Source organism: Niveispirillum cyanobacteriorum, from assembly GCF_002868735.1.
Taxonomy (GTDB): domain Bacteria; phylum Pseudomonadota; class Alphaproteobacteria; order Azospirillales; family Azospirillaceae; genus Niveispirillum; species Niveispirillum cyanobacteriorum.
The window spans coordinates 476,809-489,138 of sequence record NZ_CP025611.1; the positions used below are offsets into that span (position 1 = coordinate 476,809).

Here is a 12,330-nt window from a genome sequence, read left to right on the forward strand (position 1 = left end):
TCTGCGGTACGGGATGCCGCAACGCACAAATAATCACGGCCGGAGGAACAGAGGCATGAGCGCCAGCGCCCAGGTGAAGCGCATCAGCGTGCCCGACATTGCTGCCCGCAAAGGACAGGAACCGGTCGTGGTGCTGACCGCCTACAGCGTCTCCATGGCCACGTTGCTGGATGACCATTGCGACTGTCTTCTGGTGGGCGACAGTCTGGGCATGGTGCTGTACGGGCTGGACAGCACGCTGCCCGTCACACTGGACATGATGATCAACCATGGAGCCGCAGTGGTGCGCGGGTCGTCCAAGGCCTGTGTGGTCGTTGACCTGCCCTGGGCCAGCTATCAGGAAAGCCCCGCCCAGGCCTTTCGCAATGCCGCCCGCGTTCTGGCCGAAACCGGTGCCTCTGCGGTGAAGCTGGAAGGCGGGGAGGAGATGGCGGAGACGGTGGAATTCCTGGTGCGCCGGGGTATTCCCGTTATGGGCCATGTCGGCCTGACGCCGCAGGCGGTGAACGCGCTGGGTGGCTATCGCGCACGCGGTCGTTCGGATGCCGAACAGGCCAAGATTCTGGGCGATGCCAAGGCCATTGCCGAAGCCGGCGCCTTCGCCATTGTGGTGGAAGGTGTTGTGGAGCCGCTGGCCCGCCAGATCACCGAACAGGTTCCCGTCGTGACCATCGGCATCGGTGCCAGTGCGGCCTGTGATGGTCAGGTGCTGGTCACCGATGACATGCTGGGCCTGTTTGCGGGCTTCACCCCGAAATTCGTGAAACGCTATGCCGAGATCGGGGAACAGGTGTCGCAGGCGGCGGCATCCTATGCCGCCGACGTGCGCGCCCGTGCCTTTCCCGGGCCGGCGCATCTGTTCGGCGTAAAGAAGGGCTGAAATCAGCGGATCGGCGCGCCGTCCCGCATGCTGACGGCCCGCCCAAAGATACGTGCCGTATCGCGTGGCGCCACGATCAGGTCGGCACGGTGCAGGGCCAGATCACGCATATGCAGCAGCGGGATGAAGGGCGTATCGCGGTCCAGTATCGCCTGAATGCCCCTTACCGCCATATCGAAGGCTGCCGGATCGGTTTCCGCCGCCGCCAGAAGGCGGGTAATCTCGGCATCCCTATACTGACCGGGGTTCATGATGGTGCGGATGGGACCCGGTCGCAGCATCGCCTCATAGGCGCTGAGCACGATGCCGTCCTCAATCCCGATCAGGTTCAGCGCCATGTCAAAGCGGCCATCGCGTACCCGCTCCCGGAATTCCTCGCGCCCGACACGATGCACATTCACCTTGATCCCGACGGCGGACAGCATGCCGGCCAGCACCTCGGCGGTGCGTCCCCCGTCGCTGCCCCGGGTAGGGGCCGTCAGCAGATCCAGTGTCAGGCCAGCCTCAAACCCGGCAGCGCGCAGCAGGGAACGGGCGGCGGCGGGATCGTAGCTGTCATCTGCCCGGTCGGCGGCGAAGCCACGCATGCCCGGTGCTCCCATCTGGTTGGCCGCAGCGCCATAGCCATCGGTGGCACGCTGTGCCAGCAGCGGCTTGTTGATGGCCAGTGTCAGGGCGCGGCGGACGCGCGTGTCGGTCAGGGCTACGCTGCCGCGCGCCATCGGGTTGCCCGGACTGTCGCCTGACAGGTTGAGCGACAGGAAAAGGGTCCGGTCGCTGGGCAGTTCGGTCAGGCTGATATGCGGCAGGCCGGGCAGATAGGCCAGGGGTGCGGGCGGCGGGTCCTCGATGATGTCGGCCTGACCATTGGCCAGGGCGCGGACGCGGGCCTGGCTGTCCGTTTCCACGCGCAGCAACACTTCCTCGAACGGGGCTGCCGTGCGGCCATTGACAGGTGTGACGGCGGCTAACTTGTATTCCCGGCCCGTATCCACCCCAGCGATCCGATAAGGGCCGCTGCCCACAGGCGGGCTGTGCAACAGCAGCAGGCCCACCGGCATATCCGCCGTGCAGGATGTGTCCGTGAAGGCTGCGGGTGCCTTGACACCATAGATCAGGAAGAAGGCGGAGATCATGCGGGTGAAGGGCCGCTCCAACTCCAGCACCACTTCCCCATTTCCCGACACGCCGGCACGGCGCAGCGATAGGGGTAGACCTGTATTCCCGCGATTCAGTGCCGCCCACCGGCACAGGCTGTAGGCGATGTCGCGGGCATGGACAGGTGATCCGTCCGCAAACCGGCGGCCTTGTGTGAGGCGCAGGCGCCATAACCGCTGATCCTGGGTTTGCCATTCCGATAGAAGGCCCGGTACCGGCTGGAACATATCCCGTTCCACCAGACTGTCGTAAAGATGGCCCATGATCTGGAAATCGCTGCCCGTGAAGGCGCGGTGCGGGTCCAGTGAGGTGGGCCCGCTGGCCATCAGGACGGTCAGCCGCTCCGTCGTGCCGGCGGCCTTCGCCGGCGTCAGCCAGGACAGCAGCAGCATGCCCAGCAGGCCCAGAAAACCCGGCACGGCCCTGCGTTCAGCCATTCCACGCACCCCCGTTCCGCCACGACGCACCGGCCATGCGTACAGGGATCATGACTCCTTTCCGTCGCAACGAAAAGTGTCAGAAACGCAAGATTACGTTTGTATGTATATCGCGGTCCGGAAAGCGGTGTCAGTTCCGGTCCAGGATGCTGTTTCCCGACGGCCTGGCATCGGCGGTCACGGGGGCCGTGATGCGCCCAAAGGCACGGGCCGTGTCACGGGCATGCAGGGTCAGGCCCGCGCGGTGGGCGACAAGATCGCGGATATGCATCAGCGGCACCACGGGCAGATCCGTTTCCAGGATCACTGTCGCCTGCGCCGTCAGGTTGGGAATGTCCTTTGGATTGGCGCCGCGCGCCTGCCGCAGCAGGGCATCCAGGGTCGGATTGCGATAGCCGCTGGGATTGATCACGCTGTCTTTCTCTGCCGAACCCGCGATGGAGCTGTACCCCTCCATGGCCGATCCCGCTGTCAGGCCCAGGCCCGCGAACATGATCTCAAACTCCCCGGCCACGACACGGGCGCGGGCGTCGGCGGCGGGAACCGGTGTGATCTCCAACTCGATCCCGATGGCGCGAAGCATGCCGGCCAGGGCATCCGCCACGCGCGGTCGGTCCGTGATGCGCGTGGCAGGCAGCAGCAGCGGCAGGCGCAGGCCGCCCGGATATCCCGCCTCGGCCAGAAGGGCACGGGCCGCATCAGGATCGGGATGCATGGCGCGGGGCCGGTCAGGCAGATAGCCCTCCATACCGGGTTGGGCCAGTTGCCAGGCGGGACCGGCAAACCCCTCCAGGCCACGATCAACCAGCAGATGCCGGTCCACCGTCATGGCGATGGCCCGGCGCACGCGGATATCGGCCAGCGGATTGCGCCGCCCATCGGGCAAGGTTGGGCGCAGGTTGAAGGTCAAGAGCAGGGTACGGTCGGTCGGCAGTTCAGTGACGGCCACGCCCCGGACCTTCCCCAGATAAGGCAACTGGCTGGGGATCACATCCTCCATGATGTCGGCATCGCCCGTCACCAGCAGGCGCAGACGGTCACGCGCATCCGGTTGCGACCACAGCACGACACGGCGCCAGACCGAACAATCACGCCAGCAATGGGGGGAGGGGAGCAGCACCCGCCGGTCGGCCACAGCCGGTTCATTGGCCGGCACATAGGGGCCGCTGCCCCGCTGCGGCTGCCCTCGGCTGGCGGTCACCTGTTTGGGATCACAGCCCAGCGGCCCATCGGCGGCATCCGCCGGGGCCGCCACGATGAACAGCAATGACAGGGCGGCGGGCAGAAGTCGGTAAGGTGTGTCCAGTACCAGACCGACACGGCCCCCGGCCTCTCCCGTGACTCGGGTAAAACCAATCCCGTCCCGTCCCATGCCCCGCATCAGCACTTGATACCGGCACAGGCTGTAGGTGACATCGCGCGGCGTCACCGGCTTGCCATCGGCAAAGCGGGCGGCGGGATCGATCTGGAAGGTCCAGGTGCGGTTATCGCTGCTGGACCAGCTTGCGGCAAGACGGGGCGCGACATTGAACCCGTCACGCGTCACCAACGTGTCGAACAGATGCTCATAATATTGGAAATCGGCCCCGGTGCGCGCCTGATGCGGGTCATCGGCACTGACCAGACCGGAGGTGGCGACCACAAGGTCCGTCCCGGCCTGCACAGGCAGCGCTGCCGACGCCGTCAGCAGCGTCAGCGCGCAGAACAACAGCCGGGGCAGACCAAGTCGAGCCAATGTCGCATCCAGATACAGCGGGCATTGTTACATAACACAATGCCCGCCCCCATGGGGGGCGGGCAAGATGTTTAGGGCCGCTGAGGCGTATTGGATCAGTTGATGGTGGCTGCTGTTCCGCGCTTGGCCGGACCCGGCAGTTCCACATTCACTTCCAGCATGGAACAGCCGCTTTCGCGTTCCAGCTTCACCGCCACCTTGTCATCGTCGATGGACACGTACTTCTTGATGACGGCCAGCAATTCCTGCTGCAGGGCAGGCAGGAAATCGGGACTGTCGCGGCCCGACCGTTCGTGTGCCAGAACGATCTGCAGCCGTTCCTTGGCCTGGGCCGCCACCGTGGGCGGCTTCGACTTGCGGAAAAGGTCAAGCAGGCTCATGCGGTCCTCCGCAGCAGGCGGTCCAGGAAGCCCTTCTTCTCGGGCTTGATGAAACGATGCTCGATGGTTTCGCCCAGGAAGCGGCCGACCGCATCGGCATAGGCAAGGCCGGCATTGGACTTGTCGTCCAGCACCACGGGCATGCCGACGTTCGACGCCTTCAGCACGGCCGGGCTTTCCGGGATGATGCCCAGCAGCGGGATGGCCAGGATTTCCAGCACATCCTCCACCTTCAGCATCTCACCCTTCTCAACGCGGTCGGGATCGTAGCGGGTGACCAGCAGATGCTCCTTCACCGGCTCCAGTCCCTGTTCGGCGCGGCGCGACTTGGCTTGGATCACGCCCAGGATGCGGTCGCTGTCCCGCACCGAGGAGACTTCGGGGTTGGTCACGATGATGGCGTGGTCGGCCCAATAGAGCGCCATCAGCGCGCCCTTCTCGATCCCGGCCGGGCTGTCGCAGAGGATGTAGTCGAATTCCTTCTTCAACTCATCCAGGATCTTGCCGACACCTTCCTGGGTCAGCGCGTCCTTGTCCCGCGTCTGGCTGGTGGGAAGGATATACAGGTTCTCGACCCGCTTATCCTTGATCAGCGCCTGGCTGAGGCGGGCCTCGCCATTGATCACGTTGATGAAATCGAACACCACGCGGCGTTCGCATCCCATGATCAGGTCAAGATTGCGCAGGCCCACATCGAAATCGATGATGCAGGTCTTGAACCCACGCAGGGCAAGGCCGGTGCCGAAGGCGGCGCTCGAAGTGGTCTTCCCCACGCCGCCCTTGCCGGAGGTCATCGTAATGATCTTGGCCAAGAGGCGTCTCCCAAGCTCAAAGGTTGATCAAACTGTTCATCAGGCTGCACGTGCAGCCAGCAGGTTACTCAGGCCACGTTCGTGGCCAGTGGATCGATATGCAGATAGCCATTGTTCAAATAAATTTGAACCTGACGACGGCGGATATCCTTGCCGATATCTTCCGACACGCGGTAGAGGCCGGCGATGGATACCAGTTCGGCATCCAGACTTTGGCAGAAAATCCGGGCATTCTGGTCACCGCTGACACCGGCCAGGGCACGACCGCGCAGCGCACCATAGACATGGATGGAACCATCGGCCAGCAGTTCAGCACCAGGGCTGACAGAGCCGATCACCACAAGGTCACCGCCGGGCGCATAGATCTGACGGCCCGACCGCACATTCTCGGCAATGACCATCGCACTGCGTTGCGGTGCCGGTTCCGGCATCGGGGCAGGCGCCGGTGCCGGCGCGGGGTTGGGGGCGGCCTGGGCCTCCGGCTGTCCCTGGCCCTGAACATTGGCAAGACCCTGGGCCGGGCTGCGGCCCGTACCGGCCAGCGGGTCGAACAGTTCCACCTTGCCGCGCGGGGCGGCGATCAGCGCCATGCCGCGGGCCAGAGCGGCATCTTGCTGCGGCTTGGTGCCGCCCAGGAGACCCACGGCCATCAGGCCTAGATTCTTCAGCAGCTTGCAGAAGGCATCCATGTCGAACGGCATGCCGGCGGGCAGATCGTCCAGATCCAGGACAACGCCGGCATTGCGGAAGAAATTCGGCGCCTGCGCGATCTTGCCCGACAGAACGGGGAAGAAATTCGGATTGTGGGGGTCGCTGACCTTCAGCACCATCATGGTGAAGGTGCTGCCGCGCAACTGGAATGGCGCGTCCCTGAAAGCGACCTGATTGCTCATATCCGTGTCAGACCCCACCTGTCCCCGCATACGGCACAAGGGAACGGCGCGGCCCTGCCGCCCATTCCCGTCCGCATTCATATCATCCCGCCGTTCAACCGCGTTTCGCGTGCCGACGCAAGCTTTTCGTGCGGCATATCTTGCGACAATGCGCCGATGTTCCACAATATCTATTCCGGGTGGGGCCATATGAAGGTGCCGCACCCGGCATCCCGGTTACCGTTTCCATGCCTTTTCTGCCGGATTGGGGGTATGGGATAGCCACTGTTGCAACCGTCTGCCACTCCGATGGTGCCACGCCGTCGTTGCCAACATTCCTACTGCACCCGCGAAGCCCGACTCGGGATCGGTTCCCGAAAGGTGTATGTCACCAGATAGTGTGTGAATATTCCGTTTCATCCGCAATGGCTGGTGACGGCTGAAAATTTATGGGGTAACGTTCCTATTGTTGATCCTAAATGGGGGTGGATCGGATACATGTTGATGGCACATTGCCCAGCAGCATCATCCCGCAGCGCAGCGGCCATGGCAGGCCGCGCGGCACCGCGAAACGCGGCACCCGGCGCACCGCCCACAGCAGCATCGACCGTCCGACGGCAAGCACACCAACCGCACCACTCGACCCGAGGGTGCGGTTTTTTGTTGCCCCGTCGCCGTCCTGCCGCGTTCCCGCTTCAACCGGACAATGTCCTTTTCCGCAAGTGAGGAGATGCCAGATGGCCAAGCGCCAGTCCAAGCCCGCGTCCAGCAGCAGTGATAACAAGGTCCAGCCGCTTTTCCCCCGCCAGTCGACGGGTTGGGACCCGTTGGGCAATGCGGGGGACGAACGGCGCGAGCAATCCTATGTCCGCACCGTCAAGCCGATGAGTGCGGGCCAGGCCCTGCTGATGCAGGCCATCAAGGATCACAACCTGACCTTGGCACTGGGTCCCGCGGGCACCGGTAAGACCTATCTGGCCATTTCATCGGCGGTCACGGCCCTGGAAAAGGGGGAAGTGGACCGGATCGTCCTGTCCCGTCCCGCCATCGAGGCCGGCGAAAGCATCGGGTACCTGCCGGGCGACGTGAATGAGAAGATGGCGCCTTTCCTGCGCCCGCTCTATGACGCGTTGTCTGACCGGTTGGGGTCCAAGCGGCTGAAGGCCATGATGGCCGATGGTTCCATCGAAATCGCGCCTGTCGGCTATATGCGCGGACGCACGCTGAACAACGCCTTCGTGGTGATCGACGAGGCGCAGAACTGCACCTATGCCCAGATCAAGATGCTGCTGACGCGTCTGGGCTGGCATTCCACCATGGTCCTGACGGGTGACCCGGATCAGTCGGACCTGCTGCCCGGCGTGTCGGGACTGGCCGATATTGCCCGCCGGCTGGAGGTGGTGGAGGGGATTTCCATCGTCCGTCTGGCCGATGCCGACATCGTGCGTCACCCGCTGGTGGCCAGCATGCTGACGGTGCTGTAAAGGGCCTTTGAGACGGGGCCGTCGTCAGTTCGACACGGCCCCTTCCTGTCCCAGATGCTCCATATAGCGGTCGGCCAGCTCCCGGCTGTCGATCTTCTGCAAGCCGCGCAGCAGGCTGGCGTGGGCCAGGGCGGCGCGGTGGCCCTTGTTGAAACAGGCATGCAACGACTGCGGCGGCCCCAAGGGCCGTTCGTTCAGCACCAGGGCCGACAATCCCTGGGCAATCTGCGCCTGGCCCACCTTGGGCTGCAGAAACGCGAACTGGCTGATTTCGACCACGGCGGCGTCGATGCGCCCGGCCTGAAGCTTGCGCAGGTTGGCGCTGTCGGTGGGCGCGCTGTCCAGCCGGATCAGCCCGCGTTTGTTAAGATCGGTGATGATGGGGCCATTATCATAGCCATCGACCACCCCGATCATCAGGCCGGAGAGGTCGTCAGGCTTTGTCCAGCGTACCGGCAATTCCTGACGCTGGGCCAGGGCGTAACGGAAATGCCCGATAGGCTTTTCCGAAAGGATGCCGCCGGCCGCATCGCATTCGGCTTTGGTGGCCGTGAAGAAGCCAACATGGGGGCCATCCGTCTGCATTGCGGCGGCTACCGCACGCTTCCAGGGCAAGGTGGTGATGCGGAGGTCTTCACCTTGGGTGGAGAAGGCCGCACGCAGGACCGTGGTCATGGCCCCGCCCTGCGGTAAACTGCCAGAGAAGGGGGGCCATTCCAGGGTGGTGAAGGACCATTCCTCAGCCCCTGCCACCGGCAGCGGGGCCAGGAGCAACCCGCACATCAATGCCAGTGATCGTAGCCGCCGCATGAGCCTTCCCACATCCAAGGTACCTGCCTCTGAAACTATGGGTGACCGTGAGGCGCCGCAATATCAGCCGGTATGACCATAAGCATCAGTCCTGGTTTCCGTAACGTTAACCGATCCGTACACGGGCGATAAAACTCTCTACCTGCTGGCGCAGATCGTCGGCCTCCCGCGTCAATTCGCTGGCAGACGACAGGAGGTCGGTGGCGCTGCCGCTGGTGCTCTCCACGGCTTGGCGCACGCCGCCAATATTGCCCGCGATCTCTGCGGTACCGATGGCCGCCTGCTGTACATTGCGGGCGATCTCACGCGTGGCGGCATCCTGTTCTTCCACGGCGGCGGCAATGCTGGTCGCGATCTCGTTTATCTCCGCGATGGTCCGCGTGATCTCGGTCGTTGCCGCCACGGCCCCGCCGCTAGCCTGCTGAATGGCGGCGATACGGGCGGAGATGTCTTCTGTTGCCTTGGCCGTCTGGCTGGCCAGATTTTTTACCTCCGATGCGACGACGGCAAAGCCCTTGCCAGCCTCTCCGGCGCGTGCCGCCTCAATGGTGGCGTTCAGCGCCAACAGGTTGGTCTGGCTGGCGATCTCGGCGATCAGCTTGACGACAGCCCCAATGGCATCGGCCTCTGTCGCCAGTGCCTGGATGGTGCCGTTGGTGGCCTGGGCGCGTTCGGCGGCGGCGCGCGCGATGCTGGCCGAGGTCCCGACCTGACGCGTGATCTCCCCGATGGAGGCGGTCATCTGCTCTGCCGATGCCGCTACCGTCTGCACATTGGCGCTGGTCTGGTCGGTGGCGGCGGAAACGACGCCCGTCTGGCCCCGCGCCTGTTCGGCGGATGCCGACAGGGTCACGGCGCTGTCATTCAGGTGGCTGGCGGCAGACGCGACACGGGATACGATGCCCATGACCCCAGCCTCGAAACTGTCGGCCAGTCTCAGCATGCCTTGGCGGCGCTCCTCCTCTGCACGCTGCTCGGCTTGCTTAACGTCCTCGGCCAGCTTTTGTGCTTGTGCGGCGTTGGCCTTGAAGGTTTGCAGCGCTGTTGCCAGCCGCCCGATCTCATCCTGGCGGCCCAATCCGGGAACGACAACGGACAGGTCACCGTCCGCCACCCGCGCCATGGCCGCCGTCACGGCCTCCACGGGTCGTGCGATCGTGTAGGTGGAGATATAGAAGGCAAGACCACCCAGCAGCAGGATGCCGATACCCATCGTGGCCAGCACCAGTAGCCGGGATTGCTGCGCATCCGCTGTCGCGGCCACGGACTCGGTATGTACCGCGTCACGAAGTTCATCGGACAATTTCAGGGCCTTGTCGCGCAAGCCATCCATAGCGGGATCAAACCGTCCGCTGACCAGGGCCAACGCGTCTGCCGGTTTGCCGGCCCGTACCACCGGCGCGATTTCCTTGAAAATCTCCTGGCTGGCCAGAAGGTCCTTCTGGATTTCCGCGATGCGTGAGGCATAGCGCGGTGCGGTCTCGCGTGTCCGGTCCAGATGGCCCGATGCCTGCCCGAAATTGCGGACACCGCGATCATGGGCTTCCTGAATGCGTTTCTCGTCGGGCATGGAGAGCAGCTTGTAGCTTTGCCGGCTGACCGCCGTCAGTTCCCGCACAGCGCGTACAACCTCCAGCGCTGCCGTCTGGTCGCCATTCAGCAATCGTGAATATTGAGCATCGGTGCTGACCAGCCGTGTAGAGGCGAACAGACCGACGCTGACGGTGAGCATTGAGAGCAGGGCAATGATGCCCAGGATTCGGGCGGAGATGGACAGGCGGCTGATATCCATATCGTCTTCTTCTGACAGGCTTTGGTTTGGCGACCCAGGGGGTAACCCTTATGAATTACCCCTATGCTTGTCTATTCCCGGCAAGCCCGCCAGAAAATTATCAATGGCCGACAGAACGGCGCTCCGGATCGGGTCCGCTTCGATCAGCAGCTCATGTTCACCCACGGGGAAGGGCACGAGGGTGCAGTTCGGCAGCCGCCGGGCCGCCCGGTCATGGGCCTGCGGGCGCACGATGCGATCGGCGCGGGCCGAGAGGATCAGGGTGGGGACGGTGACATCCTCCAGCCGGTCCTGATCAAAATAATGCCGGATGGACGACAGCGCCCCGTGCAGCCAGCCCCAGCTGGCACCGCCCAGCGCCACAGTCGGGTCCCGCGCCATCACCGCCTGCATCAGGGCGAAGCGCTGCGGGTCGCTGGTCAGGCGGTTGCCCTTGAAGGGCAAGGGATTGGGTGCCCAGCGTGGTCCCTGGAACAGTGCATATTGCTCTGCCCGTCCGTTGCGCACGGCCCATCGGGTCAATTGCCAGGCCATCCCGTCCGGCATCGGCGCATTGATGCCCAGCATGGGGGCGCAGGCGATGATCCCGGCAAACGGGTGGGGCCGTTCCGCCACATGGCGCATCAGGATGTGCCCACCCATCGAATGGCCCAGCCCGATCAGCGGCCCCTTTATCTGGTCCTGCCAATGCGCCAAGGCCGCATCCAGATCGTCCAGGAAGGCCGCGAAATCAACGGCATGGCCCACCATCGGGTCGGGCAGCAGGCGCGACGATCCCCCCTGGCCCCGCCAATCCATGGACAGGACATGCAGCCCGCGCCCACTCAAATCCACAGCCAGTTCGGCATAGCGCTCTACCTGCGCCGCCCGGCCCGGCAGAACCAGTATGGTCGCGGCATCATCGGGCAGGGGCGGGCCGGACGGGCACCAGCGCGACAGGCGCAACCTTGTGCCATCGGGCAGCGACAGCATCTCATGCGCCCAAGCTCCGTTATTTTCCACGCCGCCTCTCATCCTTTCCGCCGGTTTGACCGCCCCGCCGGGCCAAGCCTATGGTTGTGACGGCAGCTTACGGGGCAGGGGCCCCATCCGCCAAGCCTGGGAGCATCGTTACGATGGATAGTATCGCCCGCCGCACCGGCCTGGACCCGGCCGACCTGACCGGCTTTTATTTCGAGGACATGTTTGTGGGCATGAAAGGCGTCTATGCCCGGACCATTACCGAAACCGATATCGTGATGTTCGCCGGCATTTCGGGCGATACAAACCCCATGCATCTCAACGAGGAATATGCCAGGGCGACGCCGTTCGGTGGGCGTATCGCGCATGGCATGCTGTCTGCCTGTTTCATCACGACGGTTCTGGGCACGCGCTTGCCAGGGCCCGGCTGCATCTACATGTCCCAGAATCTGCGCTTCCGCTCGCCCGTGCGGATCGGGGAGACGGTGACGACCACCGTCACGGTGACGGGTCTGGTCCCGGAAAAGCGCCGTGCCATGCTGTCCACCATCTGTACTGTCGGGGATCGCGTCGTGATTGATGGCGAGGCCATGGTGATGGTTCCTGCCCGCCCCGCGATCAGTGAAACCACCGTCTGAATGGCGCCGGGGGAGAGACACAAGCTCTCCCCAGAATCTGTGGATAAGTCTGTGGCTAAGGGGTCGGTAACCGCGCCGGAACATTGCGGCCTGCGGCTCTCCTGGATTTGCCTAATTTTTGGGCATGCTCATTGGTTGGATGGGGGCTTAATTTAGCCGGTGCACGGCGTGTGGGTAAAAAATCTTTTATTATCAGTGTGTTGAGTGAGGATTTGGGAAATGTTCACGGATTTCCGGAACGGAAAAGCGGAAGGGCCATATGCCCGTCGTTATGCGACACATGCATGCATTAACCGATGCCGGATCGCAAAACAGGGGGGCGACAAGCCTTGAACCGGCACCAATGTGCGGTGGACAAATATTCGCGGCAAG

11 protein-coding genes are annotated in these 12,330 nt (G+C 63.9%); 3 read left to right on the forward strand and 8 right to left on the reverse strand.

All coding sequences use genetic code 11. The features are described from left to right. Positions 1 to 55 precede the first annotated feature (55 nt). Positions 56 to 880 (forward strand): 3-methyl-2-oxobutanoate hydroxymethyltransferase, encoded by an 825-nt coding sequence (panB, locus tag C0V82_RS02105; protein WP_102110920.1) that lies wholly within the window; start codon positions 56 to 58, stop codon positions 878 to 880. Between the two features lie 2 nt (positions 881 to 882). Here the strand turns inward: panB and C0V82_RS02110 are convergent, their stop codons facing one another. The 5 genes from C0V82_RS02110 to minC all read right to left on the reverse strand — a co-directional run bounded on the left by C0V82_RS02110 (position 883) and on the right by minC (position 6,295). Beyond that, a complete protein-coding gene (locus C0V82_RS02110; RefSeq protein WP_102110921.1) occupies positions 883 to 2,475 on the reverse strand; it encodes an ABC transporter substrate-binding protein in 1,593 nt (530 codons plus the stop codon). A gap of 130 nt (positions 2,476 to 2,605) precedes the next feature. Then, complete coding sequence (locus tag C0V82_RS02115) at positions 2,606 to 4,210, reverse strand: ABC transporter substrate-binding protein (protein WP_158659672.1); 1,605 nt, start codon at positions 4,208 to 4,210, stop codon at positions 2,606 to 2,608. A 95-nt stretch (positions 4,211 to 4,305) separates the two neighbouring features. Continuing rightward, positions 4,306 to 4,590, reverse strand: a complete 285-nt coding sequence (gene minE, locus C0V82_RS02120) for a cell division topological specificity factor MinE (protein ID WP_102110923.1) — start codon at positions 4,588 to 4,590, stop codon at positions 4,306 to 4,308. Beyond that, positions 4,587 to 5,402, reverse strand: coding sequence for a septum site-determining protein MinD (minD, locus tag C0V82_RS02125; RefSeq protein ID WP_054166063.1), 816 nt, complete (start codon positions 5,400 to 5,402; stop codon positions 4,587 to 4,589). The genes minE and minD overlap by 4 nt, the downstream gene beginning before the upstream one ends. A gap of 68 nt (positions 5,403 to 5,470) precedes the next feature. Beyond that, complete coding sequence (gene minC / locus C0V82_RS02130; protein ID WP_102113171.1) at positions 5,471 to 6,295, reverse strand: septum site-determining protein MinC; 825 nt, start codon at positions 6,293 to 6,295, stop codon at positions 5,471 to 5,473. Between the two features lie 716 nt (positions 6,296 to 7,011). Between minC and C0V82_RS02135 the strand changes: the two genes are divergently transcribed. Further along, the gene (locus C0V82_RS02135) at positions 7,012 to 7,758 is read left to right on the forward strand and encodes a PhoH family protein (RefSeq protein WP_102110924.1); all 747 of its coding nucleotides are present in this window, start codon (positions 7,012 to 7,014) and stop codon (positions 7,756 to 7,758) included. A 24-nt stretch (positions 7,759 to 7,782) separates the two neighbouring features. On the opposite strand, the gene C0V82_RS02140 is transcribed toward C0V82_RS02135, so the two are convergent. The 3 genes from C0V82_RS02140 to C0V82_RS02150 all read right to left on the reverse strand — a co-directional run bounded on the left by C0V82_RS02140 (position 7,783) and on the right by C0V82_RS02150 (position 11,362). Beyond that, positions 7,783 to 8,541, reverse strand: coding sequence for a substrate-binding periplasmic protein (locus C0V82_RS02140; protein WP_102110925.1), 759 nt, complete (start codon positions 8,539 to 8,541; stop codon positions 7,783 to 7,785). 133 nt (positions 8,542 to 8,674) lie between these two features. Beyond that, complete coding sequence (locus C0V82_RS02145; RefSeq protein WP_102110926.1) at positions 8,675 to 10,360, reverse strand: methyl-accepting chemotaxis protein; 1,686 nt, start codon at positions 10,358 to 10,360, stop codon at positions 8,675 to 8,677. Between the two features lie 48 nt (positions 10,361 to 10,408). After that, positions 10,409 to 11,362 carry an alpha/beta fold hydrolase gene (locus C0V82_RS02150; RefSeq protein ID WP_158659674.1) on the reverse strand — a complete coding sequence of 318 codons (954 nt, stop codon included), beginning with the start codon at positions 11,360 to 11,362 and terminating at the stop codon, positions 10,409 to 10,411. Between the two features lie 113 nt (positions 11,363 to 11,475). Between C0V82_RS02150 and C0V82_RS02155 the strand changes: the two genes are divergently transcribed. Beyond that, positions 11,476 to 11,958, forward strand: coding sequence for a MaoC family dehydratase (locus tag C0V82_RS02155; protein WP_102110928.1), 483 nt, complete (start codon positions 11,476 to 11,478; stop codon positions 11,956 to 11,958). Positions 11,959 to 12,330 lie beyond the last annotated feature (372 nt).